Source organism: Defluviimonas sp. D31 (assembly GCF_033436765.1).
Lineage (GTDB): Bacteria > Pseudomonadota > Alphaproteobacteria > Rhodobacterales > Rhodobacteraceae > Albidovulum.
Genome location: NZ_JAWQFN010000001.1, coordinates 84,657 through 109,736, shown reverse-complemented (window position 1 = coordinate 109,736; position 25,080 = coordinate 84,657). Strand labels below are relative to the sequence as shown.

Sequence of the window (25,080 nt, the reverse complement as noted above, 5' to 3'; positions counted from 1 at the left end):
AGGATCCCGTCGTTGCGCTCTGCAGCGCCGGCAAGTGTTGCCGCGTTTCATCGCTTCGGGATCGTTGACGCCAATTTCCAGCGATTACTTCCGCTTGACCGACTATTCACCCAATGTTGCCACAAATCGCGGCAAGTAAGACGCAAAGCAAAGGGCGAATCGTCTGCCCGGACCAATTGAGGAGTACATCATGAGTTTCCTGCGGCATTTTCCGACGGTTCTCGTCGCCTTGTGCGCACTGGCACTGGCTGGCTGCGGCTCGACCTTTCGGACTGCCTATTCCGAGCCGGTCCCCGCGGCGACCTCGTCGAGCTGGCGGCTTGCCGACGTCGCGGTAACGGTGCCCGATAGCCTCAAGGTCTCCGAGGCCAAGACGCTGTTCCCCAATGCCGACATCGTCTGGCGCGAGGATCCGGCCGGTGACCGGCATGCGCAGGTGGCGAAAATCGTCGGCGACGCGGCGCGTGCCGGTGGCGCTGGTCTCAATGGCTCGCGTCCGGTACGGCTCGAGATCACGGTCTCCCGGTTCCACGCCCTGACTTTCGAGGCCGAGACCCAGCTCTCCACCGCGGGCGTCCACAACATCGACTTCACGATCCAGGCCGTCGATGCCGCAAGCGGTGAAGTCCTTGCCGGGCCCGAGGCGGTCGAAGCGGCGTTGCCGGCGCTGTCCGGTCAGGACATGGCCAAGGCGCGGGCCCGTGGCGAGACCCAGAAGAGCCAGATCTCGGCACATCTGCGCCGTGTGTTCGCGGGCTGGCTGGGTCTTGGTCCCGATCCGCGCGGCAGCTTCAACCGCCTCGGCGGCTGAACCCATGCATTCACTCCGGGGCCGGTCATCCGGCCCCGGACTGCTCTCTTCGAGGGCTTGGCCTGCGACAGAAGATTGGTTATGACAAGGCCATGAAACCGAACAGCAACATCTGCATCATCTGCATTACCGGCTGACATCGTCAGGCGGGCTGTTCTTCTGTTTTCATCGAACCGATAGACTGTTATGCCCGCCGCCGGGATGCGTGCGCGAGGACAAGGCATGACGACGATCCGTCTCACCAATACGAAGACCCGCAGGAAAGAGGTCTTCGAGCCCATCGACCCGGCCAACGTGCGGATGTATGTCTGCGGGCCCACGGTCTATGACCGCGCCCATATCGGCAACGCCCGGCCCGTGATCGTCTTCGACGTGCTCTACCGGCTTTTGCGCCATGTCTACGGGGCCGAGCATGTCGCCTATGTCCGCAACTTCACCGACGTCGACGACAAGATCAACGCGCGCGCGGCCGAGATGAAGGCGGCGGGCGATGCGCGCCCGCTCGAGGCGATCATCCGCACGCTCACCGACGAGACCATCGGCTGGTACCACGCCGACATGGACGCGCTCGGTGCGCTTCGGCCGGACCGCGAGCCGCGCGCGACCGAGTGGATCGGCGCGATGATCGCGATGATCGAGGACCTGATCGACAAGGGCCACGCCTATGCAAAGGAGGGCCACGTGCTCTTCCGGGTGCGGTCCTACAGGGACTACGGCCAGCTCTCGGGCCGCTCGGTCGACGACATGATCGCGGGCGCCCGCGTCGAGGTGGCGCCGTTCAAGGAAGACCCGATGGACTTCGTGCTCTGGAAGCCGTCGAGCGACGAACTGCCGGGCTGGGACAGCCCCTGGGGCCGGGGCCGCCCCGGCTGGCACATTGAATGCTCGGCGATGAGCCAGGAGCTTCTGGGCGAGACCTTCGACATCCACGGCGGCGGAATCGACCTCCAGTTCCCGCACCACGAGAACGAGATCGCCCAGTCGATGTGCGCCCATCCGAAGGGCGGTTTCGCGAAGGTCTGGATGCACAACGAGATGCTGCAGGTCGAGGGCAAGAAGATGTCGAAATCGCTCGGCAACTTCTTCACGGTGCGGGATCTTTTCGATCAGGGCCATCCCGGCGAGGTGATCCGCTTCGTCTATCTCGGCACGCATTACACCAAGCCGATGGACTGGACCGAGGAGAAGGCGCGCCAGGCCGAGGCGACGCTCAGGAAGTGGCGTGGTCTCGTCGCGGGCATCGAGCCCGCGCCGAGCCCCGCGCCCTCCGTCATCGCCGCGCTCGCCGATGACCTCAACACGGCGGGCGCGATCGCCGAGCTTCATGCGCTCGCCGGGGCTGGCGACACGGCGAGGTTGAAGGCGTCTGCGGCGCTATTAGGGCTTCTTGATGACGCATTGGGCGGCTGGGCCAAGGTCCGGGAGGCGAACACAGCCGCCGCGGCCCTCATCGACGAACTTCTCGCAGCGCGTGCCAATGCCCGGAAGGCCAAGGATTTCGCGCGCGCCGACGCGCTTCGCGACGGGTTTGCGGCGGCGGGTGTGATCGTCAAGGACACGCCGCAGGGGGCCGAATGGGAGCTCGCGCCGGACTTCGACCCTGCAAAGCTAGAGGCGCTCAGATGACCCGCGAACGCCTCTACCTCTACGACACGACGCTCCGCGATGGCCAGCAGACCCAGGGCGTGCAGTTCTCGGTGCCCGAGAAGGTGCAGATCGCGGCGGCGCTCGACTCGATGGGCATCGACCATATCGAGGGCGGCTGGCCCGGCGCGAACCCGACCGACAGCGAGTTCTTCGAGAACCGTCCCGCGACCCGCGCCACCTTCACCGCCTTCGGCATGACCAAGCGGGCAGGGCGCTCGGCCGCGAATGACGACGTCCTCGCCGCGGTCCTGAACGCCGGCACCCCCGCCGTCTGCCTTGTCGGCAAGACCCATGACTTCCACGTCACGACCGCGCTCGGGGTGACGCTCGAGGAAAACCTCGACAGTATCGGCGCCTCGATCGCGCATTGCGTCGCGCAAGGCCGCGAGACGCTCTTCGATGCCGAGCATTTCTTCGACGGCTTCAAGGCCAATCCCGGCTACGCGCTCGATTGCCTGAGGGCGGCCCACAAGGCCGGCGCCCGCTGGATCGTGCTCTGCGACACCAATGGCGGCACGCTGCCGGCCGAAGTCGGCCGCATCACCGCCGAGGTCATCGCGGCCGGAATCCCCGGCGAGCGGCTCGGCATCCACACCCATAACGACACCGAGAACGCGGTCGCGGCCAGCCTTGCCGCGGTCGATGCCGGGGCGCGGCAGATCCAGGGCACGCTGAACGGTCTCGGCGAGCGCTGCGGCAACGCCAACCTGACCGCGCTGATCCCGACGCTGCTCCTGAAGGAGCCCTATGCCAGCCGCTACGAGACCGGCGTCACGCGCGATGCGTTGAAAAGCCTCACCCGCGCGAGCCGGATGCTCGACGACATCCTGAACCGGGTGCCGCTGCGGAGTGCGGCCTATGTCGGCGCCTCCGCCTTCGCGCACAAGGCGGGGCTCCACGCCTCGGCGATCCTCAAGGACCCGGCGACATACGAGCACATCGACCCCGCGCTCGTCGGCAACGAACGCGTGATCCCGATGTCGAACCAGGCCGGCCAGTCGAACCTGCGCGCGCGCCTCGCCGCCGCCGGAATCGAGGTCGCGTCGAAGGACCCCGTCCTTGCCCGCATCCTCGAGGTGATCAAGACGCGCGAGGACCAGGGCTATGCCTATGACGGCGCGCAGGCCTCCTTCGAGCTTCTCGCCCGGCGCGAGCTCGGGCTGTTGCCGGACTATTTCGAGGTCAAGCGCTACCGCGTGACCGTTGAGCGGCGGAAGAACAAGCGCGACCGGATGGTGACGCTCTCGGAGGCGGTCGTCGTGGTTAAGATCGGCGGCGAGAAGATGCTATCGGTCTCGGAATCGATGGACGAGACCGGCGCCGACCGCGGCCCTGTCAATGCGCTTGCGAAGGCGCTCGCCAAGGATCTCGGGCCCTATCAGGCGAATATCGACGACATGAAGCTGGTAGACTTCAAGGTCCGCATCACTCAAGGCGGGACCGAGGCGGTCACCCGCGTCATCATCGACAGCGAGGATGGCGCCGGGCACCGCTGGTCGACGGTGGGCGTCAGCCCCAACATCGTCGACGCGAGCTTCGAGGCGCTTCTCGACGCGATCACCTGGAAGCTCGTGCGCGACGGGGCGGTCGCGGCGTGAGCCTCATGGCCTGTGCCCAGTTGGTAGAGGCGGGCGACCCCGACCGCTTCGCCGCGACCATGGCCGCGCCGGTGGCGGTACGGGACCGGCTCTGGCCGCTCTACGCCGTAAACCTTGAGATCGCGCGGGCGCCTTGGGCCGCCTCCGAGCCGATGGTGGCGGAGATGCGGCTGCAATGGTGGATCGACACGATCGGCGAACTGGCGGAGGGCGCGGACCGGCGCGGCCACCCGGTGACCGAGGCGTTGGCGCCGCTCCTCGCCACCGATCCCGGGATCGCCCCCGTCCTGCAAAGTGTCGCCGAGGCGCGGCGCTGGGACTGCTGGCGAGAGCCGTTCGAGGATCGCGCCGCCTTCGACACCTATCTCGACGCGACCTCCGGCAACCTGATGTGGGCCGCCGCCCGCGCGCTCGGTGCGACGCCGGCTTGCGAAACGGCGATCCGAGATTTTGCCTGGGGGGCCGGTCTGGCCGCCTACCTTCGCGCCGCACCGGAGCTCGAGGCGCGCGGCCGTGTCCCCTTCGTCGATGGCCGGCCAGAAGCGCTGGCAAGCCTCGCCGCCGAAGGCCGCGCCCGCATCACCCGCGCCCGAAAGTCTGGCGTCCCCCGCGCCGCTCGCCCCGCTCTCTGGCCCGGCGCGAGCGCCGAGCGGCTCCTGTCTCTGGCTGAACGCGAACCGCGGCGCATCGCCGCCGGAACGCTCGCCCTGTCCGGTTTCGCCCGGAACTGGGCGCTCCTCGCCTGCGCGTTCACCGGCCGGTACTGACCGCTTCCCCTTCATCTTGCCCGGAAATATCAAGGGCGTCGTCCATTGGGGCGCCATTGGTTCGAGAACCAATGGACGACGGGCAGCGCCCCCGGCGCTCATCCCTCCCGCGGGCGCATCACCAGCCAGATCAGCGATGCCCCGGCCAGCACCAGGAACGGTAGCATCGCGAGGTTGACCGCCTGCCATCCGGCAACCGTGCTGCCGCCCGAGCAGTTCATCAGCGTTCCGGACGTGAGCGAGGCGAGCGTCACCCCGCCAAAGACCACAAGGTCGTTGATCCCCTGGATCCGGCCGCGTTCCTCCGGCGTGTGGGCCGATGCGAGAAGCGCCGTCGCACCGATGAAGCCGAAGTTCCAGCCGATCCCAAGCAGGACGAGGGCCGCGAAGAACTGCTCAAGCTCCACGCCCGACATCGCAACGGCGCCAGCTCCTGCGAGGATCACGAGGCCGAGCCCGACGATCCGCGGCGCGCCGAACCGCACGATCAGGTGGCCGGTGAAGAACGAGGGTACGAACATCGCCAGGACATGGGCCGAGACGATGTCGGCGGCGTTCCCCTTGTCGTAGCCGCAGCCGACGACCGCGAGTGGCGTCGAGGTCATGACGAGGTTCATCAGCGCATAGCTCACCGTCGCGCAGACGATCGCGACCCGGATCGTCGGATCGCGGAGCAGCGCGGCCCGGCTGCGCCCGGCGATCACGCCGTCCCGGCGCCGAGGGACGGTCGGAATGTCGAGAAACAGGAAGAGCCCGGCGCCGACGAGGTTAACGGCCACCGCCGCAAGATAGGTGCCGAGGAAAGCCACCGGCATGGCGTCCGCCGTGACCTTGACCAGTTGCGGGCCGATCAGCGCCGAGGCGAGCCCCCCCGCCATGACCCAGGAGATCGCCTTGGGCCGGAACGAATCCGGCCCGGTATCGGCGGCGGCGAAGCGGTAGAAGCCCTGGGCCGACATATAGACTCCGGTCAGGAGCGCACCGATCAGGAAGACCGGGAACGAGCCCCAGAGGAGCCCGAGCGCGCCGACCGCCGCCCCCGCGCCGCCGCCCGCCGTGCCGAGCCAGAACCCCGCCCTGCGTCCGAACCGCGCCATCAGCGCCGACATCGGCGTCGCGGTCAGCATCGAGCCGAGCACGATCATCGAGATCGGCAGCGTAGCCCAGCAGGGATTGGGTGCGAGCATCTGCCCGGCCAGCCCGCCCACGATGAAGATCATCGGCATCTGCGCGCCAAGGATCGCCTGCGCGAGGATCAGCACCGCGACATTGCGGCGGGCGCGGTGGGAATAGTCGGGAAGGGGGGCTATGACGTCCATGCGCCTGCCTAGTCGGGCGCGCGGGGGGCGCGCAAGCGGCAAAACACCACAGGTTTCATGCGTCGGGCGGCACCAGCCCGAGGCCGCGCAGGTAGATGCCGATCCCGGTCTCGAGCAACTCCTCGGGCGGGAAGGGGGCGCGGGCGCCCGGGGCGCCTCGGGTGTAAAGCTCGACGACGCCGTGGCTCATTGCCCAGATATGGGCCGAGAACATCGAGGCGGGCGGGCGCTTGTCGGCCGGGATATGCTGCGACAAGGCCTCGGCGGCGCGGGAAAAGACCAGCCGCGCGCGTTCGGCCGCCCGCGCAAGCTCGGGATTGGCGTTGAGCGAGATGCCGCTCTCGAACATCGCCATGTAGTGGCCGGGGAACTTGCGCGCGAAGGCGAGATAGGCGCGTCCTGTCGCCTCGAAGGCGGAAAGCGCCGTTGGCCGGCCCTGGTTGTAGGCATGGTCCATCAGGTCGGCGAAGATCTCGAACCCCTGGCGGGCGCATTCGGCGATGAGGTCGTCGCGGCCCGCGAAGTGGCGATAGACCGCGGCCGGGGTCACGCCGGCCGACTTCGCCGCGTCCGAGAGCGTGAAGCCCTGAGGACCCTGTTTCTCGATCAGCGTCAATGCCGCCTCGACGAGCGCCCGCCGGAGGTCGCCGTGGTGGTAGCCCTGCTTAGCCATGCAGGATCCCGGGTCCACCGCAGATCTTCGCGTCGACCTTACCAATTGCCTTGCGGTCGCGCCCGGCATAGTCGACTTGACCAAGAACGGTCTGGATCGCCGCTATCCGCGCCCGCGCCTTGTCGTCGGCGCGAATGACGGTCCAGGGGGCGTGTTTGGTATGGGAGCGGTCGAGCGTCTCGCGGATCGCCGCGGTATAGTCGTCCCATTTCTTCAGGCCCTCGACGTCGATCCAGGAGAGCTTCCACTGCTTCAGGGGATCCTTTTCGCGCTTGAGGAAACGCCGAAGCTGCTCGGCCCGGCCGACATTGAGCCAGAGCTTCACGAGCACGATCCCCTCGTCCACAAGCATCTGCTCGTATTCCGGCAGTTGCCGGAAGAAGAGTTTGCGCTGATCCGGTGTGCAGAAACCGAAGACATGCTCCACGACGCCGCGGTTGTACCACGAGCGGTCGAAGAGCGCGATTTCGCCCGCCGCCGGCAGCCAGTCGACATAGCGCTGGAAATACCACTGGGTCGCCTCGCGCTCGGTCGGTTTCGGCAGCGCGACGATATAGGCCGAGCGCGGGTTTAGGTTCTCGCGCATCCGCTCGATCGTGCCGCCCTTGCCGGCGGCATCGCGCCCCTCGAATAGGACGCAAAGCCGCTTGCCGGTCTCGCGCAGGTCGTGGAGCATCTTCACCAGCTCCACCTGCAGCGCCTCCATGTGGCGGGCGTAGTCCTTGCCCTTCATCTCGCGGTCGTAGGGATAGGTGCCCGACAGGATGTCGTCCTTGTCGCCGGCGCGGATTGCCTCTCGGATCTCGGCCGGCGCCTCGGTCTCGAGGTAACGGGTGATGTCGCCGACGAAGGGGATCTCTTGCGCCGACTCGTGCGTCTTCTTGCCCAACCTGGCCTCCTCTTCTCCTGCTTCCAGTATCGCCATTGCCGCGGCCTTCGCAACGGCGGCGGGATCAGCCGCCGATCGCGGCGAGATCGAACGGCGTCGACTGGTAGATCTCGTTGATCCAGTTGCCGTAAAGGAGATGCGCGTGGCTGCGCCAGCGGTTCAACGGCTGCCGGGCCGGGTCGTCGTCCGGGTAGTAGTTCATCGGCACGTTGATCGGCGTGCCGTTGGCCACGTCGCGGTCGTACTCCTCCTTCAGCGTGCCGGAGTCGTATTCGAAGTGGTTGAAGATGTAGAGCGCGCGGTGGCAGACGTCCTCGATCAGGCAGGGCCCGACCTCGTCACTTCCAAGGAGCGTCTTCAGGCCTTCGGCCCGGTCGACCTCATCCTGACGCATCTCGGTCCAGCGGCTGACCGGGATGACGAAATCGTCCGAGAAGCCGCGAAGGTAAGGCGACGCCGGAGCGCGGTTCTGGTGGCGGAAGCAGCCGAAGGCCTTGTGGTCGAGGATGTGCTTCTTCACGCCGTGGAAATGATAGGCCATCGCCATCCCGCCCCAGCAGACGCCGAAGGTGGAGTGGACATGGGTCTGGGTCCAGTCGAAGACCTCGCGGAGCTCGTCCCAGTAGGTGACCTCCTCGAACGCCAGATGCTCGATCGGCGCGCCGGTGATGATCAGCCCGTCGAATTTCTCGTTCCTCACAGCCTCGAAGGGGCGGTAGAAGGCCTCCATGTGCTCGGCGGCGGTGTTCTTCGTCTGGTGCTCGCTCATGCGGATCAACTGGAAGTCGATCTGCAGCGGCGTCGCGCCGATCAGCCGGGCGAACTGGTTCTCGGTCTGGATCTTCTTCGGCATCAGGTTCAGGAGCCCGATGCGGATCGGCCGGATGTCCTGATGCGCGGCGCGGTCGGGCGTCATCACCATGACGCCTTCCTTCGAGAGAACCTCAAAGGCGGGAAGCGTCGCGGGCAGGGTGATGGGCATCCGTAAATCTCCTGTGGAACGGCCGAGATAGTCGGTTCAGCCCCGTGCCTCAAGGGCGCGGGCGACGAGGTTCTCGAAATCGGCGGGGGTGCGGACCGTGGCCACCTCCTCGGCGGTGACGCTCACGCCCCAGTTCTTCGCCATCGCCGCGTAGATCGGCTGGCGATGGGCGAGCGCGCGGGCATAGGTCCAGCGCACGAAGGCATCGGGGTTGACCTTGTCCTCGGCGACGCCGGTCTCGGCCAGGTAGTCGGACCAGGCGGTGCGAAGGAAGTCGGGTTGGTAATACATCGGCTTCGGCGCGCGGTCGAAGCGGCGGATCAGTTCTTCGGTATGCGCGTCGGACCCCTTGATCCAGACCATGAGCGCGGCCCCCGAGAGCGCAGTGAGCACCGGATCGGAAAGGTCGTCCGGGTCCACCACCTCGCAGATCGAGCCGCCGGAATCGCAGACGAAGTGGCAATAGCCGTAAAGCTCCCGCGCGCGGTCGATGAAATGGGGGGTGTCGAGCAGCGCCGAGATCTCGGCGCGGCGGTGCTGGTCCTGGCGGCGCATGTATTCGGCGAAGGGCAGGCCACCCTTGGCCGGATCGCCCGGTTTGCCGAGATAGGTCGAGAGCGGCGAGAGGTTGTTGAAGGTGATGTTCGAGGTGATGTGGACGCTGTCCGTCATCAGCAGCTCGCGCAGAAGCGGCACGCGCATCGCCTCGCGCTTGAAATTGTCGGCGATGTGCTCGCCCATGTAGCGGGTGCCGATGCGGTAGTCGATGGAGTAGTGGAACCAGTCGCCGCTCTCCCTGAGCAGGTTCGAGACATGGGTCTTGCCCAGCCCCGACATGCCGAAGAGCAACACGCGCTTGCGGTCCGCCGCGCGCCAGTCCTGTGCCGTCTCGTAGATCATCGCCGCCTTCCTGCTCGTGTCGTCCCCGCTCCTAACCGCATGCGGCGGGATTTTCACGAGAAATCTGCATGTCCCGTGGAGTGGGTGCAACATTGCAGGCGCGAAAGAAAGCGGCCCCGCCGGGTGGAGGCGGGGCCGTCAGTCAGGCGCATGCGCCGGTATCAGAAGCTGTAGCCAATGCGCACGCCGGCGCCGATGCCGTCGTTGTCGTCGAAGTTCGCGCCGATGCTCCGGGTGGTCGCGCCGCCTATGTCGACATAGCGCAGGCCGCCGGTGACCTTGATGTTGCCGCGGGTATAGGTCGCGGCGACGCCGATGCTGCGGTAGCCGTCGGTCGGCCCGAGGTTGCCGGTCAGCGAGCCCGTGGACGGCTCGTAGCCGAGCGTGACCGCGCCCGACCAGGTCTCGTTGAACCGCCGGCCAAGGCCGAGCGTGTAGGAGACGGTGTCATCGCTGATATCCGCGATCGAGCCGCCGATGACCGAGTTGAACGCGGGCGGCGTGATATCGAAGACCGACCAGTCGACCCAGCGGACCGAGCCGAACAGGAGCGTGTCCGTCGCGATCCCGGTCTGGAATTCGAGGTTCACCGATTGCGGGATCTCGGTGTCGAACTCGGTCGGCACAGGCGAGTAGCTCTCGTTCGCCGTCAGGGTATGGGTCATCGCCGAATTGTAGGTCAGCGCGACGCGGGCCGCGATCTCGGGCTTTTCCCAGGCGACGCCGAGGACATAGCCCCACTGGCGGTCGCCGTCGGCCGTCATCGTGTAGGAGAAGAGCGGAATCCCCACGACGCCCTCGACGGTCTCGGTCCGCACGCCGCCGATGACCGAGAAGTTCTGCGGCAGCTTGTAGCGCAGGAGACCGGTAAACGCGAGCGAATCGACATCGGCCGTCGATCCCGCGAACGGATAGGGCCTGGCACTGGCCGGATAGCTCACGTTCACGCCGATCGGCTCGTCGACGATGATCGCGAGATCGACCTTGTCATTCAGCGCGTGTTTGTAGCCGAACGAGAAGGTGCCATAGCCCGTGGTCATGTCGCCGCTCGACAGCGCGCCGCCAAGAATGGTGCCGCTGACGTCCGGATTGATGCCGCCGATCGAGAACTCGGCGTAATTGCCCTGCTCGAAGAGTATTGCCACTGATTGCGGGGAGCGTTCCAGTCCCCCCGCGACAGCGGTCGTCGCGCCCATGGCAAAGGCGCCCGCCGCCATTATCACACGTCCCATCGATCCTCATCCCTAACGTGTATGGTTATTGTGTGGCGACGGTATGGGCGCCGGCTTCCCGGCGTCAATGAATGACGTCACGTCGCGTCAAACTACCTTGCGTTTGTGACGTAACGGCACTGCCGCGCCCCGTTCCCGGATGTTCAGCCAGTTCGCCGCGAGGATGATCGCGCCGCCCGCGAGAACCCAGAGATCGAACGGCTCGGCGTAGAAGATCATGCCAATGACGGCGATCACCGGCAGGCGCAGAAAGTCGATCGGGGTCACGACGGAGGCGGGCGCGAGCGAGAGCGCCTTGGTCAGGCTGAAATGCGCGCCGAGCCCGGCGAGGCCCATCGCGAGAACCCATGGCAGGAGCGCGCGGGAGGGCAGGGCGATGGCGCCGTCTGCGCCGGCGCAGATGAGCGCAAACGCGGATTGCATCACCGCGAGCCAGAAGAGGATGCAGGTGATCGACGCCACATGCGTGAGCCGTTTGGTCACGATGGCCGATCCCGCGAAGCCGACCGCGCAGAGCAACGCCGCCACGAGGCCGATCGATAGGCCGCCGCCGAAGGGGCGTGCGACGAGCAGGATTCCGGCGAATCCGATCAGCGCGGCGGCGAGCCGCGTCCGTGTCAGCCGCTCCCCGAGAAGGAGCGGCGCGGCGAGCGCGACGAGGATCGGGTAGGAGAACTCGAGCGCGAAGAGCTGCGCCATCGGGATCAGCGCGAGCGCGTAGAGCCAGAGGTTCTGCCCGGCGAAGTGGAGCACGTTGCGCAGGGCGTGGACATGGAGTCGGCGGGTGGTGATCTCGGTCTGCCGGCCGGTAGCAAAGGCCAAACTCACGACCACGGCGACGCCGATCACAGAGCGGTAGAGCATCATCTCGAACGTGTCGAGCGCGGGGGCGATCTCGCGCCCCGAGACCGCCAGGATGCAGAAGCCGGTGATCGAGCCGATCATCCAGAGGGCGGCCGCGAGCGGAGCGGGCAGTCCCGTCATGCCTGCCCGCGGGCGTGGAAGACGAAGCCGAGGAAGTTAAGCAGAACCTGCGCGGCAAGGATCGCGGTCGAGCCGGTCGGATCGTAATCGGGTGCGACCTCGACGAGGTCGATGCCGACGATCTCGTGCGCCCGCGCCGCGCCCTGCAGAATCTCAAGTACCTCGTAATAAAGAAAGCCGCCATGCGAGGGCGTGCCGGTGCCCGGAGCGATCGAGGGGCAGAAACCGTCGATGTCGATGGTGACATAGAGCCGTGCACCCTTGGGGATCCGCGCCAGAACGCCGTCGGCCCCGAGCTTGCGGACCTGGCGCACCGAGAGGATGTCGGCGCCCATCGCGCGGGCGGCCTCATAGCCCTCCTTCGCCGTCGAGGAGACGTTGCGGATACCGAGCTGGGTCAGCCCCGTCACATAGTCCTTTTCGGCTGCCCGCCGCATCGGATTGCCGTGGCCGTGACGCACGCCGTGGCGCTCATCGACGAAATCGAGATGGGCGTCGATCTGCAGGATGTGGATCGGCCCCCGGTCGTCGAAGGCGCGGATGCAGGGAATGTTGACCGAGTGGTCACCGCCGATCACGACAGGAAGCGCGCCGGCCTCGAGGATCGCGCGCACTCCCGTCTCGATGTTGGCATGGCTCCGTTCGGTGTCGGTATGGACGATGTCGGCGTCGCCGAGGTCGACGATGCGGACATCGGGGCCGAGATAGGTCGCATCGTCCTCATGGTCGTAGGCACCGGCATGGCCGAACGAGAAGAGCGTCGAGGCCTCGCGCACCGCGCGCGGACCGAACCGGGCGCCGGCGCGGAACTGGGTGCCGAAATCGAAGGGCGCCCCGAGGATCGCGACGTCGGCGTCGATCGCATCCCAGTCCGCGACATGGGGCCTCTTGCCGAAAGTTGCGATTCCCACGAAGGGCAGGTTCAGCCGCCCGGTTTCATAGCCATGTGTGCTCATGGTCGCCTCCCTTTGCCGGGGCAGAGTAGAGTGGCCAAGCGGCATCGCATAGACGACAAGCGGCATCCCGGTCGCGCCTGACAGGAAATTTATGCACGCGATGCGCTTTCCGCTCGCAAATTCCTGCCCAACGCGGCAGTTTCAAAGAAAAAGACAGAGGCAGATCATGGCATTCAAACCTCCGGCCCCGACGCCGCCGGGCCTGTTCCGGCGCATGCCTCCGGCAGTCTTTCCCGTGATAATGGGGCTCTTCGGCCTCGGCCTCGGCTGGCGGCGGGCGGCGGACAGCTTCGCGATTTCCGGCGGGATCGGGGAAGCGATCCTCGGCGCGACGACACTGCTCTTCGTGTTCTCGTTCTTCGGATACGGCGCCAAGCTCGCGCGGCGCCCGCGCGTGATCGTCGAGGAACTTCGCGTTCTGCCCGGCCGTGCCGGCGTCGCCGCGGCGGTCCTGTGCTGCTATCTCCTGTCAATGACGCTCGTGCCCTACAGCGTCGTCGCGGCTTACATCGTCCTGATGGCTGGGTTCGCGCTACACGCGATCCTTGTCGCCCTGCTCGTGCACCAGTTCGTCACAAGTCCGCCCGAGCAGCGCCGGGTGACGCCGGTCTGGCATCTCACCTTCGTCGGCTTCATCGTCGGCGCGCTCGCCGCGACAACGCTCGAACTCTATGTCCTTGCGCTCGTGCTCTTCCTTGCTACGGCGCTCGTTGCGGCGCTGATCTGGCTGGTAAGTCTCGAGCAGATATTCAGGGACGGGGTGCCTTCGCCGCTCCGGCCGCTGCTGTCCATCCACCTGTCGCCGGTCGCGCTTCTGGGGCTGGTGGCCGAGGCGCTGGAGCTTCATGCCGTGTCGCTCGGCTGCGCGGGGATCGCGGCGTTCATGCTCGCGTGGTTCTCGGTCAGGATATTCTGGCTGACCGAGTCGGGTTTTTCCCCGCTCTGGGGCGCATTCACCTTTCCGCTCGCGGCGACCGCCAATCTATGGCTGGTGGTCGGCTGGTTCTGGCGTGTGCCGGGCGGTGTGCTCCTCGTCGCGGCCACGCTGATCGTGCCTGCGATCGCGTTCCAGATGCTCAGGCTCTGGGCACGCGGGCAGCTTGCCATAAAGACCAACGCAGCGACGGCCTGAGCGGGCGCGCGATGCTCGTCCAGCGGATTTAGGGCTTGCCATCCGCCCCCTCGCATGAAACAGGGGAGCGCCAAACGAAAGCTCCCCTACGAGGTTCCCCATGGAGATTCGCGAGGCTCTCACCTTCGATGACGTGCTGCTTGTTCCGGCAGCGTCGAGCGTTCTGCCCTCCGATGCGGACACTTCGACCTATGTGACCAAGTCGATCCGAATGAACATACCGCTCCTGTCCTCCGCGATGGACACGGTGACCGAGGCGCGGATGGCGATCGCGATGGCCCAGGCCGGCGGTATCGGCGTCATTCACCGCAACCTCGGGATCGCGGAACAGGCGGCCGAGGTGAGTCGCGTGAAGCGGTTCGAAAGCGGCGTCGTCTACAACCCGATCACGCTCAAGCCCGACCAGACGCTGGCAGACGCCAAGATGCTGCAGGAGCGTTACTCCGTCACCGGGTTCCCGGTCATCGACGACGAAGGCCGCGTGGTGGGCATCGTGACCAACCGCGACATGCGCTTCGCCTCCGACGACAACACGCCCGTCAAGGTGATGATGACCGCCGAGAACCTCGCGGTGCTGAAGGAACCGGCCGACCTCGAAGAGGCCAAGGGGCTGATGAAATCGCGGCGGATCGAGAAGCTTCTGGTCACGGACGGGCGGGGCAAGCTGACCGGGCTCCTCACGCTCAAGGATACCGAGAAGGCGGTGCTCAATCCCCATGCCTGCAAGGACGATCTCGGCCGCCTGCGGGTGGCTGCGGCCTCGACCGTGGGCGATGCCGGGTTCGAGCGGTCGCAGGCGCTCATCGACGCGGGCGTCGACATGGTGGTGATCGACACCGCGCATGGCCACAGCGAGGGCGTTGCGAAGGCGGTGGAGCGGATCAAGGCGCTGTCGAACGCGGTCCAGGTCGTGGCGGGCAACGTCGCCACCGCCGAAGCCACCCGGGCGCTGATCGCGGCCGGGGCGGATGCGGTCAAGGTCGGGATCGGGCCGGGTTCGATCTGCACGACGCGGATCGTCGCGGGCGTCGGCGTGCCGCAGCTCACGGCGATCATGGATGCGGCCAGCGCGGCCGGGGAGATCCCGGTGATCGCCGATGGCGGCATCAAGTATTCCGGCGATTTTGCCAAGGCGATCGCGGCGGGCGCCTCCTGCACGATGGTAGGCTCCGCCATCGCCGGCACCGACGAGAGCCCCGGCGAGGTCATCCTCTACCAGGGCCGCAGCTTCAAGAGCTATCGCGGCATGGGCTCGCTTGGCGCGATGGCGCGCGGCTCGGCCGACCGCTACTTCCAGAAGGATGCGGCGTCGGACAAGCTTGTGCCCGAGGGGATCGAAGGCCAGGTGCCCTACAAGGGGTCCGCGGCCGCCGTCGTCCACCAGCTCGTCGGAGGCCTTCGCGCGGCGATGGGTTACACCGGCAACCGCAGCGTGGCCGAGATGCGCAAGAATTGCCGCTTCGTGCGGATCACGGGGGCCGGGCTCAAGGAGAGCCACGTCCACGATGTTCAGATCACGCGGGAGAGCCCGAACTACCGGCTAGGATAAGCCCTTTTCTCCGCGACCGTAGCGGCGGCTGTCAGAGGCCGCCGCCCGCGTGACTTCAACGATTTGACTCCGATCAGCCGGCGGAACTCGCGGAGCCGGCGTTCCGTTCGCATGTCGGCCAGGACATCCGTTGGACATGCCGTTCCAGCCCATGCCGGACGCGGACACGCCGTCTGGCCCCAAAGAGGCCAAACAGCCTCACGATTCCGATCGCTTTGGTCCTTGATATAAGTCAAGCCGCGGAAGGCACATTTGTGTGAGCATCCTTTCTCAGGATGCGCCTGTCCGGCGAAGCCTGCCGCCCACTCGGACCCCCGCGCTCGAAAAGCTGGCGCGACGGCCCGAATGCCGGGGCCGACTCCGAATGACAGGCGCCCAAGCGGCGAAAGGGCATGAGATCGGGGCATCGCCTCGGAACTCTCCGAGGTACTCGATCGCAGACATACGCCTTTCGCAGATAGCGGGAGGAGCAAGGATGACCGATCGAAAGGCCGACAAGGGCAAGGCGGGTGGCGAAGGGCCGCCCGAACGCGTTCCCTTCATGCAGCAGGTTCTCGACAACCCGTTCCTGCTGCTCTTCCTCGGGATCACCGTGCCGGCGGTGCTCTACACGATCTGGGGCGTCATGGAGATCGCCTCGATTCCGGTCTTCGAGTGACCCTGTCGCTGTAGGAAGGGCGCAACCATGGCCATCACACCCCCGTCAAACCGCCTCTGGTGGAAGGAACCGATCCACGGAATCGAGCTCGGCTGGATCATCATCGCCTTTCTCTGGGGCCTGTTCATGTTCTTCTTCATGATCGCCTGGCATTTCATCGGCGAGCAGAACCTCTCGACCGAGACCTACAAGGTCAAGCCAGAGCGCTACCAGGAAAGAGTCGAGGCCTTCGCCGCCGAGTTCCAGGCGCAGGATGCCGACGGCCAGCCGCTCGAGGAGAACGGCGTGCCGGTGGTGCGGCCGCCCGCGGGCGGCGACGCCTATATCCTCGCCCGGCTCTGGGAGTTCTGGCCGATCCTCGAACTGAAGAAGGGCGAGAGCTACCGGATCCACCTGTCCTCGGCCGATTGGCAGCACGGCTTCTCGCTTCAGCCCACGAACATCAACATCTCGGTCCATCCGGGCTACGAGCATGTCGTGACGCTGACGCCGACCGGGACCGGCGATTTCGGCATCGTCTGCAACGAATTCTGCGGCGTCGGGCATCACACGATGACCGGGCGCATCCGCGTCGTCGAGTGAGGGAGGAAGGACGATGACAAGCATTGATCATGGTGCGGTTCCCGTCTCCGGCGCCGGGGCGCGTTATCGCGTCTGCCGCTTCACCGGACTGAAGGTCGATTCAAGCGCCGAGACGCTGATCAAGGTCAACGCCGTCGCGGCGGTGCTGTTCCTCGCGCTCGGCGGGCTGATGGGGCTTCTCGTGGCGCTGACGCGCTGGCCGGCGGTGCAGCTTCTCGATGCCGAGCTGTTCTATCTCGTGCTCACCGGGCACGGGGCGAACGTGCTCCTGTTCTGGATCATCTTCTTCGAGATCGCGGTGCTCTATTTCGCCTCCTCGGTGATCCTCGGCAGCCGGCTTGCGACGCCGTGGCTCGCGTGGCTCGGCTTCCTCTTGATGGTCGCGGGCGCGGTGATGGCGAACTACGCGGTGCTGCGGGGCGATTCCTCGGTGATGTTCACCTCCTATCCGCCGATGCAGGCCTCGCACTGGTTCTACCTCTCGCTGATCGTCTTCGCGGTGGGGGCACTCGTATCGGTGATGGTCTTCTTCGGCACGCTCGTCGTGGCGAAGGCCGAGAACACCTATGACGGCTCGGTGCCGCTCGTCACCTTCGGGGCGATCACGGCGGGGATCATCGCGGTCTTCACGCTCGCCTCGGGCGCGGTGATCCTGATCCCGACCTGGCTCTGGTCGCTCGGGCTGATCTCCAACATCGACTCGCTGATGTACAAGGTCGTCTGGTGGGGCATGGGCCATTCGAGCCAGCAGATCAACGTCTCGGCCCATGTCGCGATCTGGTACGCGATCGGCGCGATGGTGCTCGGCGCCAAGCCGCTGTCGGAAAAGGTCAGCCGCACGGCGTTCCTGATGTACATCCTATTCCTGCAGCTCGCCTCGGCGCATCACCTCCTCGCCGAGCCGGGCATGAGCTCGACCTGGAAGATCGTGAACACCTCCTACATGATGTATCTCGCGGTCATGGGCTCGATGATCCACGGGCTGACGGTGCCTGGCGCGATCGAGGCGGCGCAGCGCCGCAATGGCTTCACCCGCGGCGCGTTCGAATGGCTGACCAAGGCGCCCTGGGGCAACCCGGCCTTCTCCGGCATGTTCCTGTCGCTCGTGATGTTCGGCTTCATCGGTGGCATCTCGGGCGTCGTGCTCGGGACCGAGCAGCTGAACGTGCTGATGCACAACACGATCTACGTTCCGGGCCATTTCCACGGCACGGTCGTCGCCGGCACGACGCTCGCCTTCATGGCGATGACATATCTCGTGGTGCCGCTGATCTTCCAGCGCGACATCGTCTGGCCGACGCTGGCGAAGTGGCAGCCGTTCCTCTTCGGCATCGGAGCGGGCGGGATCTCGCTCTTCATGATGGGGGCGGGCACGCTCGGCGTCGCGCGGCGGCACTGGGACATCTCGCTGACCGACGCGGCGCATGCGTTCGAATATCCGGCGGCGGCCTATCTGATGATGGGGCTCAACGGGATCTTCGCCATCCTTGCGGCGATCGGCGGGGTGATATTCATCCTCGTCGTCGTCGCCTCGATCCTGGTCGGGCCGAAGCTCGAGGGTCCCGGCGCGAAGATGCGCTTCCCGCTCCATGACCAGAGCCGCGAGGCGGTGGCGGAATACGGCAGCCACGGCACGCTGAAACTGCCGGGCACGATCATCCTCGTGGGCATCTTCTTCGCCTGCTTCGTGCTCTACTACTTCGTGAACTGGAAGTACCTGTCGGAACTCTGGCTGTTCCGTTGACCCCTTCCATACGATGCGGAGCCTGCCCATGACCGCCGCCCTGACGATGACCGCCTCGATCCTCAAGCTCCGGATCGGCTCCTTCGTGGCCCTCGCCGCCCTGGTCGGCATCGTCACGGGCGGCGGCGAAATGGGCTGGATCGAGGCCCTGGTCTTCACCCTCGCCGTGCTCGGGGCCTCCGGCGCGGCGGGGGCCTTCAACCACTACTTCGAGCGCGAGAGCGACCGGCTGATGGCGCGCACGGCGATGCGGCCCTTCGCCAGCGGGAAGCTGAAGCCGGGCGCGATCTGGCCTCTGACCTTCACCGCGCTCCTTGCGGCCTCGCTGGTGATGGGCTGGTCGGTGGGCGGCATGCTCGCCGCTCTCCTCGTCTTCTGCGGCGCCTTCACCTACGGCGTGGTCTACACGCTCTGGCTCAAGCGCCGCACCGTCTGGAACGTGGTGATCGGCGGCGCGGCGGGCAGCTTCGCGCTCCTCGCAGGGGCGGCAGCGGCGGCGCCCGAGTTCGGTCCGGTGCTGGCGCCGGTGCCGGTCATCCTGTCGGCAATGCTCTTTCTCTGGACACCGCCGCATTTCTGGGCGCTCGCCGCCGCGAAGGGTGCCGATTACGAGCGCGCGGGCATCCCGATGCTGCCCGTCGTCACCGGGCCGGAGGTCTGGGGGCCGGTGATCTTCAGCCATGTCCTGGTCCTCGTCCTGATCTCGTTCGGGCCTCTGCTCTATGGGCTCGGACCGCTCTACGGTCTCTGCGCCGCCCTCGGCGGAGCGTTGTTCCTCCGCTCGAGCTGGCGGCTCCTGCGCTGCCCGGAGCGCCGTAACGCGATGGCGACCTTCCGCGCGTCGCTCTTCCACTTTGCGCTGGTCTCGGCCGGCGTGCTGCTTGACGGGGTCGCGAGATGGGTCTCCTGAGGGCATTGGCAGTCATCCTCGCCGGTCTCGCGGCGGCGCCCGCCGTGGCGGAGAAGCTCGACGCGGAAATCGCCTACGAGACGAGCCAGGCGGCGATCGGCAACGCCACGGGTGACCACGTCCTGACCGATCATCGCGGCCGTACGCTCACGCTCGCGGAGCTGCGCGGCAAGCCGCTCCTCGTCTCGCTGATCTTCACCAGCTGCGCCACGGTCTGCCCGATCACCGCCGACCACCTACGCGAGTCCGTCCTCAAGGCGCAGCAGGCGCTCGGCACCGACGCCTTCAACATCCTCACCTTCGGCTTCGACGCCAGCGGAGACCGGCCGGCGCAGCTCGCGGGTTTTGCCGGCACCCACCGGCTGGTCGAAGTGGCAAACTGGCGGATCGCCAGCGCCGACCCGGCGACGACCGAGGCCCTGCTCACGGAACTCGGATTTTCCTTCCGCGCCGGGGCGGGCGGGTTCGAGCATGTGACCCAGACGAGCCTCCTCGATGCCGAGGGCCGGGTCTACCGGCAAATCTACGGCGAGGCCTTCCCGCTGCCGGTGCTCCTTGAACCCCTGAAGGAACTCGTGCTCGGCATCAGGACGACGGCGATCACGGCCGAGGGGCTCTGGGACCGGATCTCGTTCCTCTGCACGGTCTACAACCCGCTGACAGGCGCCTACCGTTTCGACTACGGCATCTTCTTCGGCATCTTTTTCGGGGCGCTCTCGCTGGTGCTGACCGGGATCGTGATCTTCCGGCTCTGGCTCGAACGCCGTCGGGCGCTGAGACAGTCCGGGCGCGGGGCGACCTGATGCGGGACATCCTGAGGCGCGGATTCGACCGGGTCGAACGCGGGCTCGACCGGCTGTTCGGGCCGGACTGGAACCCCCTCGCCCAGCTCGGCCCGCTCGGCTGGCTCCTGTTCTGGCTGGTGGCGGGGACCGGGATCTACCTCTTCATCTTCTTCGACACTGGCGTCACCGCGGCCTATGGCTCGGTCGAATGGCTGAGCCGCGACCACTGGTGGCATGCCGGGCTCGCCCGGAGCCTGCACCGCTACGCCTCGGACCTGATGGTGCTGGTGATGTTCACCCACCTCGTGCGGGAATGGGCGATGGACCGCTACCGGGGGCGGCGCTGGTTCTCCTGGATCACCGGCGTGCCGATCATCTGGTTCGTCTATCTCTCCGGCATCACCGGCTACTGGCTGGTCTGGGACGAACTGGCGCACTACGTCGCGCTGACCACGACCGAACTTCTCGACAGTCTCGGCATCTTCGCCGAACCGATCGCGCGCAACTTCCTCGCGCCGGATACGCTCTCGGACCGGTTCTTCACGCTGATGGTGTTCCTCCACATCGCGATCCCTTTGCTCCTGCTTCTCCTGATGTGGATCCACATCCAGCGCATCACCGAGGCGCGCACCAACCCGCCGCGCGGGCTTGGTCTCATCACGGTGGTCGCGATTATCGCGGCCTCGCTCGCGCTGCCGGCCAATCTCGACGGGCCCGCCGACCTGGCGAAGGTGCCGCAAGCGGTCGGGCTCGACTGGTTCCTCCTGTCGCTCTACCCGGTGATCGAGAGCGTGCCGCCCGGCGTGATCTGGGCCGGGACCGCGCTCTTCACCCTGCTTCTCTTCGGCCTGCCCTGGCTGCCACCGCGCCCTGAGGCCGCCGCCGCCGAAGTGTTCCTCGAGTTCTGCAACGGCTGCACGCGCTGTGTCGAGGACTGCCCCTATGCCGCGATCACGCTGGTGCCGCGCACGGACGGGCTGCCCTTCAGCCACGAGGTCGAGGTCAATGCCGACCGCTGCGTCGCCTGCGGCATCTGCATGGGCGCCTGTCCGTCTTCCTCGCCGTTCCGCCGTTCGGGCGATCTGATCACCGGGATCGATCTGCCCGGACGGCCGCTGGCCGAGCTTCGCGCCGAGGTGATCGCGGCGGCGCGCGGACTGACCGGGCCGGGGCGGGTGATGACGCTCTCCTGCGCCCATGCCGCGGGGCGAGAGGCGGCGCCGGGCCGCGTCGTCCTGCCTTGCGTCGCGATGGCGCCGCCCTCGCTTCTGGATTTCATCATCAGCCGCGGCCTTGCCGACGGCGTCGCTGTCGCCGGCTGTGCCGAGCGCGACTGCTACAACCGGGTCGGCGGGGCCTGGACCCGTGACCGCTTCGCCCGCACCCGCGATCCGCAACTCCGCCGGCGCGTGCCGCGCGAGCGGATCCTCACGGTCTGGGCCGGGCCGAGCGAGACGACGCGGCTCGCCGCCGAGCTGAAAGGCTTTTCGGAGCGGCTCGCGGCGATGCCGCCTTACGAGAATGTCCGGCCGCTCCAGGAAACCGAGTCCGCCGGGGCGAACGGCGCCGCAAAACGGGCAGGGAGCGCGACATGAGCGGGCCGGGCATCGACTGGGGCCGGCGCTGGCCGCATCTCGCACTGGGCGGGGCGCTGACCCTAGCGCTCTTTCTTGGTGTCGCCATGCTGTCGGCGCGGCCCATGTGGCAGAGCGTGCCCGGGGATATGGCCCTCATGCGGCTGAGTTTCGCCCACAGCGGCGTGCGCGATTGCCGCGACCGCACCGCCGAGGAACTGGCCAAGCTTCCGGCCAACATGCGCACGCCGCAGGTCTGCGAGCGTCGCCGGGCGCCGGTGCGGGTCGAGCTCGATCTCGACGGAGAACCGGCCTTCGCCGCCGACCTGCCGCCGAGTGGGATCTCGGGTTCGGGACCGTCGCGGGTCTATCACCGCCTGCTCGTACCCGCCGGCAGCTACCGCGTCGCGGTCCGGATGCGCGACGACCCGGCGGTCGCGGGCTTCACCCAGGAGGCGGCCTTCGATATCGTGGTGGCGCCGGCCGAAAGCGTCGCGATCGACTTCGACGCGACAACCGGCCGGTTCTACCTGCACTGAGGGGAGGGCGCGATGGCCCCGATCGCATGGAAACCGGAATACAGCGTCGGCGACCCGGCGGTCGACCACGAGCACCAGGAACTGGTGGAGCTGGTCAACAGCGCCGCCGCGGCGATCCTCGACGGCCGGCCCGGCGCCGATATCGACCGCAGTTTCGGCGATCTCTTCCGGGCGATATCGGCGCATTTCGCGCATGAGGAAAAGCAGATGCGGCGCGCCGAATACGACCAGTACCCGCCGCACAAGGCCGATCATGAGCGCCTGCTCGACGCGCTGCGCGACATCATGGATGACGCGCATGACGATGCCGAGGCGGCGGCGGAGCGGCTGACCGCGGCGCTCGAAGCCTGGTTCGTCGAGCATTTCCGGACCCACGACGCACGGCTGCACCGAAAGCTCGGACCACACGATCACTGACGGTCGCTCCGTGCGCCGTGTGGCGGCTCAGGCGTCGAGTTCTATCCAGACCGGAACGTGGTCGGAGGGTTTGTCGCCGCCGCGCACCGCCTTGTCGATCCCGGCGTCGTTGAGAAGGTCGGCGGCCTGCGGGCTGAGCAAGAGGTGATCGATGCGGATGCCGTTGTTCTTCGCCCAGGCGCCGGCCTGGTAGTCCCAGAACGAGTAATGCCCGGGCCGCGGCTCGCGGGTGCGGAACGCCTCGGTATAGCCGAGATTGAGGATCCGCCGGAACGCGGCGCGGCTATCGGGCAGGAAGAGCGCGTCCTCGACCCAGGCCGCGGGCTTCGCGGCATCCTCGGATTGGGGAATGATGTTGTAGTCGCCCGCCATGACCACCGGCATCTCCTCGGCCAGAAGCTCGGCAGCACGTTCCTTCATCCGCGCCATCCAGGCGAGCTTGTAATCGTATTTCGGCCCCGGCGCGGGGTTGCCGTTCGGCAGGTAGAGCCCGCAGAGCCGCACCGCCGTCTTGCCGACCACCGTCGCCTCGATCCAGCGCGCCTGCTCGTCCGCATCGTCGCCGGGCAGGCCGCGCGTCACGTCCTCCAGAGGCATCTTCGACAGGATTGCCACACCGTTGAAGCTCTTCTGGCCGTGGGTCTCGACGAAATATCCTCGATCCTCGAAAAGCTCGCGCGGGAACGCCTCGTCGACCGACTTGATCTCCTGCAGGAGCACGATGTCGGGCGACGCCTCATCGAGCCAGGCGGGCAGGGCCTCCGCCCGCGCCTTGATGCCGTTGATGTTGAAGGTCGCGATCTTCATTCCTGCCCCCGGATGCGGTTCCGGGGGCGATCATCCACGGCTTTCACCCGCGCCGCAACCCGATGGCGCGGCGGCGTCACTCGCCGCGCGGGAAGCGTTTCGATTCTTCCAGCACGTTGAGGTCCATGTGGTTGCGCATGTAGCGCTCCGAGGCCTTCTGCAGCGGCTGGTAGTCCCAGGGGAAGTAGTCGCCGTTCCGGAGCGCCTCGTAGACCACCCAGCGCCGCGCCTGGCTCTGCCGCACCTCGGCGTCGAACCGGGCGAGATCCCAGCGCGCCTCGGACTTTGCCTTCAGCGCCGCGAGCGTGTCGGCATGGGCCGGGTCGCCGGCGAGGTTCGTCAGCTCGTGCGGATCGGCCTCGAGGTCGAAGAGCTGGTCGGGGTCGAGCGCGCAGCGGTTGTACTTCCAGCGCCCCTCGCGGAGCGACACCAGAGGCGCGTAGGAGGCTTCGGCGGCGTATTCCATCATCACCGGCGCGGTGCGCTCGGTGCCCGTCGCGGTCGGAACGAGGCTCATCCCGTCGGTCCAGGGCATGACCTCGTCCAGCGAGACCCCGGCGAGGTCGCACAGCGTCGGCGTCACGTCGAGGGTCGAGACGGCCGTGTCGATGCGTTGGGGCGCGAGCCCCGGCGCGGCGATCATCAGAGGCACCCGCGACGAGCCTTCGTAGAAGTTCATCTTGAACCAGAGCCCGCGCTCTCCGAGCATGTCGCCGTGGTCGGAGACGAAGAGGATCACCGCCTCCTGCCGCGTCGTCTCCAGCGCCTCGAGGATGCCGCCGATCTTGTCGTCGATGTAGGAGATATTGGCGAAATAGGCGCGGCGGGAACGGCGGATGTCTTCCTCCGTGATGTTGAAGTTGCGCCAGTCGTTGGCGTCGAAGATCCGCTGCGCGTGGGGGTCGTGGTTGGCGTAGTCCATCGCCGGGATCTCGGGCTGGAGGTGCTCGCAGTCCTCGTAAAGATCCCAGTACTTCTTCCGCGCGACGTAAGGATCGTGCGGGTGGGTGAAGCTGACGGTCAGGCACCACGGCCGGTCATCGAGGCCCCGCGCGAGGTCATAGACCTTGCGCGTCGCGTTGTAGGCGACCTCGTCATCGTATTCCATCTGGTTGGAGATCTCGGCCACGCCCGCTCCGGTGACAGAGCCCATGTTGTGATACCACCAGTCGATCCGCTCGCCGGGCTTGCGGTAATCCGGCGTCCAGCCGAAGTCGGCGGGGTAGATGTCGGTCGTTAGCCGCTCCTCGAAGCCGTGGAGCTGGTCGGGGCCGACGAAATGCATCTTGCCCGAAAGGCAGGTTTGGTAGCCCGCGCGGCGCAAGTGATGGGCAAAGGTCGGGATGTCTGAGGCGAACTCGGCCGCGTTGTCGTAGACTTGGGTACGCGAGGGAAGCTGCCCCGACATGAACGAGGCTCGGCCCGGCGCGCAGAGCGGCGAGGCGGTGTAGGCGTTCTGGAACCGCACCGAACGCGCGGCAAGGCGCCTTAGGTTCGGCGCATGCAGCCATTCGGCCGGGCCGTCGGGAAAGAGCGTGCCGTTGAGCTGGTCCACCATCAGGATCAGGATGTTCGGTTTGTCTTGCGAAGTGCTGCTCAAGTCTTGCTCCTAGGGTTCTGGCGCG

Annotated in this window: 24 protein-coding genes; 14 read left to right on the top strand and 10 right to left on the bottom strand. The window is 66.9% G+C overall.

Annotated features, from left to right (window positions below; translation table 11 throughout):
* The first annotated feature begins 190 nt into the window (after window positions 1-190).
* The 4 genes from R5H32_RS00530 (at window position 191) to R5H32_RS00515 (ending at window position 4,823) form a co-directional block, all read left to right on the top strand.
* The gene (locus R5H32_RS00530) at window positions 191-811 is read left to right on the top strand and encodes a DUF6778 family protein (protein WP_318336739.1); all 621 of its coding nucleotides are present in this window, start codon (window positions 191-193) and stop codon (window positions 809-811) included.
* Between the two features lie 222 nt (window positions 812-1,033).
* The gene (cysS, locus tag R5H32_RS00525; RefSeq protein WP_318336738.1) at window positions 1,034-2,437 is read left to right on the top strand and encodes a cysteine--tRNA ligase; all 1,404 of its coding nucleotides are present in this window, start codon (window positions 1,034-1,036) and stop codon (window positions 2,435-2,437) included.
* Window positions 2,434-4,056 (top strand): citramalate synthase, encoded by a 1,623-nt coding sequence (cimA, locus tag R5H32_RS00520; protein WP_318336737.1) that lies wholly within the window; start codon window positions 2,434-2,436, stop codon window positions 4,054-4,056. Before cysS ends, cimA begins: the two co-directional genes overlap by 4 nt.
* Entirely contained in the window at window positions 4,053-4,823 is a 771-nt protein-coding gene (locus R5H32_RS00515; protein ID WP_318336736.1) for a squalene/phytoene synthase family protein, read from the top strand. Before cimA ends, R5H32_RS00515 begins: the two co-directional genes overlap by 4 nt.
* A gap of 98 nt (window positions 4,824-4,921) precedes the next feature.
* On the opposite strand, the gene R5H32_RS00510 is transcribed toward R5H32_RS00515, so the two are convergent.
* From R5H32_RS00510 to speB, 8 genes are all read right to left on the bottom strand, one after another.
* A complete protein-coding gene (locus R5H32_RS00510; protein ID WP_318336735.1) occupies window positions 4,922-6,142 on the bottom strand; it encodes an MFS transporter in 1,221 nt (406 codons plus the stop codon).
* A 55-nt stretch (window positions 6,143-6,197) separates the two neighbouring features.
* Entirely contained in the window at window positions 6,198-6,815 is a 618-nt protein-coding gene (locus R5H32_RS00505; protein ID WP_318336734.1) for a TetR/AcrR family transcriptional regulator, read from the bottom strand.
* A complete protein-coding gene (gene ppk2, locus R5H32_RS00500) occupies window positions 6,808-7,704 on the bottom strand; it encodes a polyphosphate kinase 2 (protein WP_318336733.1) in 897 nt (298 codons plus the stop codon). The genes R5H32_RS00505 and ppk2 overlap by 8 nt, the downstream gene beginning before the upstream one ends.
* Before the next feature lie 64 nt (window positions 7,705-7,768).
* A complete protein-coding gene (metA, locus tag R5H32_RS00495; RefSeq protein ID WP_318336732.1) occupies window positions 7,769-8,686 on the bottom strand; it encodes a homoserine O-acetyltransferase MetA in 918 nt (305 codons plus the stop codon).
* Window positions 8,687-8,722: 36 nt separating this feature from the next.
* Window positions 8,723-9,586, bottom strand: coding sequence for an ATPase (locus R5H32_RS00490; protein WP_318336731.1), 864 nt, complete (start codon window positions 9,584-9,586; stop codon window positions 8,723-8,725).
* A 161-nt stretch (window positions 9,587-9,747) separates the two neighbouring features.
* A complete protein-coding gene (locus tag R5H32_RS00485) occupies window positions 9,748-10,818 on the bottom strand; it encodes a hypothetical protein (RefSeq protein ID WP_318336730.1) in 1,071 nt (356 codons plus the stop codon).
* A gap of 87 nt (window positions 10,819-10,905) precedes the next feature.
* Window positions 10,906-11,802, bottom strand: a complete 897-nt coding sequence (locus tag R5H32_RS00480) for a DMT family transporter (protein WP_318336729.1) — start codon at window positions 11,800-11,802, stop codon at window positions 10,906-10,908.
* The gene (gene speB / locus R5H32_RS00475; protein ID WP_318336728.1) at window positions 11,799-12,758 is read right to left on the bottom strand and encodes an agmatinase; all 960 of its coding nucleotides are present in this window, start codon (window positions 12,756-12,758) and stop codon (window positions 11,799-11,801) included. Before speB ends, R5H32_RS00480 begins: the two co-directional genes overlap by 4 nt.
* A 166-nt stretch (window positions 12,759-12,924) precedes the next feature.
* Between speB and R5H32_RS00470 the strand changes: the two genes are divergently transcribed.
* The 10 genes from R5H32_RS00470 to R5H32_RS00425 all read left to right on the top strand — a co-directional run bounded on the left by R5H32_RS00470 (window position 12,925) and on the right by R5H32_RS00425 (window position 22,648).
* The gene (locus R5H32_RS00470) at window positions 12,925-13,890 is read left to right on the top strand and encodes a tellurium resistance protein (protein WP_318336727.1); all 966 of its coding nucleotides are present in this window, start codon (window positions 12,925-12,927) and stop codon (window positions 13,888-13,890) included.
* A 100-nt stretch (window positions 13,891-13,990) separates the two neighbouring features.
* Window positions 13,991-15,439 (top strand): IMP dehydrogenase, encoded by a 1,449-nt coding sequence (gene guaB / locus R5H32_RS00465; RefSeq protein WP_318336726.1) that lies wholly within the window; start codon window positions 13,991-13,993, stop codon window positions 15,437-15,439.
* 475 nt (window positions 15,440-15,914) lie between these two features.
* A complete protein-coding gene (locus R5H32_RS00460) occupies window positions 15,915-16,097 on the top strand; it encodes a hypothetical protein (RefSeq protein ID WP_318336725.1) in 183 nt (60 codons plus the stop codon).
* A gap of 27 nt (window positions 16,098-16,124) precedes the next feature.
* On the top strand, window positions 16,125-16,679 hold the full coding sequence (locus R5H32_RS00455) for a hypothetical protein (RefSeq protein WP_318336724.1): 555 nt from the start codon (window positions 16,125-16,127) through the stop codon (window positions 16,677-16,679).
* A 13-nt stretch (window positions 16,680-16,692) separates the two neighbouring features.
* A complete protein-coding gene (locus R5H32_RS00450) occupies window positions 16,693-18,423 on the top strand; it encodes a cbb3-type cytochrome c oxidase subunit I (protein WP_318336723.1) in 1,731 nt (576 codons plus the stop codon).
* Between the two features lie 28 nt (window positions 18,424-18,451).
* On the top strand, window positions 18,452-19,333 hold the full coding sequence (gene cyoE, locus R5H32_RS00445) for a heme o synthase (RefSeq protein WP_318336722.1): 882 nt from the start codon (window positions 18,452-18,454) through the stop codon (window positions 19,331-19,333).
* Window positions 19,321-20,136 carry an SCO family protein gene (locus R5H32_RS00440; RefSeq protein WP_318336721.1) on the top strand — a complete coding sequence of 272 codons (816 nt, stop codon included), beginning with the start codon at window positions 19,321-19,323 and terminating at the stop codon, window positions 20,134-20,136. The genes cyoE and R5H32_RS00440 overlap by 13 nt, the downstream gene beginning before the upstream one ends.
* Complete coding sequence (locus R5H32_RS00435; protein WP_318336720.1) at window positions 20,136-21,713, top strand: cytochrome b N-terminal domain-containing protein; 1,578 nt, start codon at window positions 20,136-20,138, stop codon at window positions 21,711-21,713. Before R5H32_RS00440 ends, R5H32_RS00435 begins: the two co-directional genes overlap by 1 nt.
* On the top strand, window positions 21,710-22,231 hold the full coding sequence (locus R5H32_RS00430; protein WP_264771380.1) for a hypothetical protein: 522 nt from the start codon (window positions 21,710-21,712) through the stop codon (window positions 22,229-22,231). Before R5H32_RS00435 ends, R5H32_RS00430 begins: the two co-directional genes overlap by 4 nt.
* Window positions 22,232-22,243: 12 nt before the next feature.
* On the top strand, window positions 22,244-22,648 hold the full coding sequence (locus R5H32_RS00425; protein ID WP_264771379.1) for a bacteriohemerythrin: 405 nt from the start codon (window positions 22,244-22,246) through the stop codon (window positions 22,646-22,648).
* A 27-nt stretch (window positions 22,649-22,675) separates the two neighbouring features.
* Here the strand turns inward: R5H32_RS00425 and xth are convergent, their stop codons facing one another.
* Window positions 22,676-23,455 (bottom strand): exodeoxyribonuclease III, encoded by a 780-nt coding sequence (gene xth / locus R5H32_RS00420; protein WP_318336719.1) that lies wholly within the window; start codon window positions 23,453-23,455, stop codon window positions 22,676-22,678.
* A 76-nt stretch (window positions 23,456-23,531) separates the two neighbouring features.
* Window positions 23,532-25,055, bottom strand: coding sequence for a choline-sulfatase (gene betC / locus R5H32_RS00415; RefSeq protein ID WP_318336718.1), 1,524 nt, complete (start codon window positions 25,053-25,055; stop codon window positions 23,532-23,534).
* Between the last annotated feature and the right edge of the window lie 25 nt (window positions 25,056-25,080).

Excerpts from the sequence above, each read along its gene's own strand:
- R5H32_RS00530 (WP_318336739.1), top strand. The coding sequence starts at position 191 with ATGAGTTTCCTGCGGCATTTTCCGACGGTTCTCGTCGCCTTGTGCGCA.
- cysS (WP_318336738.1), top strand. The coding sequence starts at position 1,034 with ATGACGACGATCCGTCTCACCAATACGAAGACCCGCAGGAAAGAGGTC.
- cimA (WP_318336737.1), top strand. The coding sequence starts at position 2,434 with ATGACCCGCGAACGCCTCTACCTCTACGACACGACGCTCCGCGATGGC.
- R5H32_RS00510 (WP_318336735.1), bottom strand. The coding sequence starts at position 6,142 with ATGGACGTCATAGCCCCCCTTCCCGACTATTCCCACCGCGCCCGCCGC.
- R5H32_RS00505 (WP_318336734.1), bottom strand. The coding sequence starts at position 6,815 with ATGGCTAAGCAGGGCTACCACCACGGCGACCTCCGGCGGGCGCTCGTC.
- metA (WP_318336732.1), bottom strand. The coding sequence starts at position 8,686 with ATGCCCATCACCCTGCCCGCGACGCTTCCCGCCTTTGAGGTTCTCTCG.
- R5H32_RS00490 (WP_318336731.1), bottom strand. The coding sequence starts at position 9,586 with ATGATCTACGAGACGGCACAGGACTGGCGCGCGGCGGACCGCAAGCGC.
- R5H32_RS00485 (WP_318336730.1), bottom strand. The coding sequence starts at position 10,818 with ATGGGACGTGTGATAATGGCGGCGGGCGCCTTTGCCATGGGCGCGACG.
- R5H32_RS00480 (WP_318336729.1), bottom strand. The coding sequence starts at position 11,802 with ATGACGGGACTGCCCGCTCCGCTCGCGGCCGCCCTCTGGATGATCGGC.
- speB (WP_318336728.1), bottom strand. The coding sequence starts at position 12,758 with ATGAGCACACATGGCTATGAAACCGGGCGGCTGAACCTGCCCTTCGTG.
- R5H32_RS00470 (WP_318336727.1), top strand. The coding sequence starts at position 12,925 with ATGGCATTCAAACCTCCGGCCCCGACGCCGCCGGGCCTGTTCCGGCGC.
- guaB (WP_318336726.1), top strand. The coding sequence starts at position 13,991 with ATGGAGATTCGCGAGGCTCTCACCTTCGATGACGTGCTGCTTGTTCCG.
- R5H32_RS00460 (WP_318336725.1), top strand. The coding sequence starts at position 15,915 with ATGACCGATCGAAAGGCCGACAAGGGCAAGGCGGGTGGCGAAGGGCCG.
- R5H32_RS00455 (WP_318336724.1), top strand. The coding sequence starts at position 16,125 with ATGGCCATCACACCCCCGTCAAACCGCCTCTGGTGGAAGGAACCGATC.
- R5H32_RS00450 (WP_318336723.1), top strand. The coding sequence starts at position 16,693 with ATGACAAGCATTGATCATGGTGCGGTTCCCGTCTCCGGCGCCGGGGCG.
- cyoE (WP_318336722.1), top strand. The coding sequence starts at position 18,452 with ATGACCGCCGCCCTGACGATGACCGCCTCGATCCTCAAGCTCCGGATC.
- R5H32_RS00440 (WP_318336721.1), top strand. The coding sequence starts at position 19,321 with ATGGGTCTCCTGAGGGCATTGGCAGTCATCCTCGCCGGTCTCGCGGCG.
- R5H32_RS00435 (WP_318336720.1), top strand. The coding sequence starts at position 20,136 with ATGCGGGACATCCTGAGGCGCGGATTCGACCGGGTCGAACGCGGGCTC.
- R5H32_RS00430 (WP_264771380.1), top strand. The coding sequence starts at position 21,710 with ATGAGCGGGCCGGGCATCGACTGGGGCCGGCGCTGGCCGCATCTCGCA.
- R5H32_RS00425 (WP_264771379.1), top strand. The coding sequence starts at position 22,244 with ATGGCCCCGATCGCATGGAAACCGGAATACAGCGTCGGCGACCCGGCG.
- xth (WP_318336719.1), bottom strand. The coding sequence starts at position 23,455 with ATGAAGATCGCGACCTTCAACATCAACGGCATCAAGGCGCGGGCGGAG.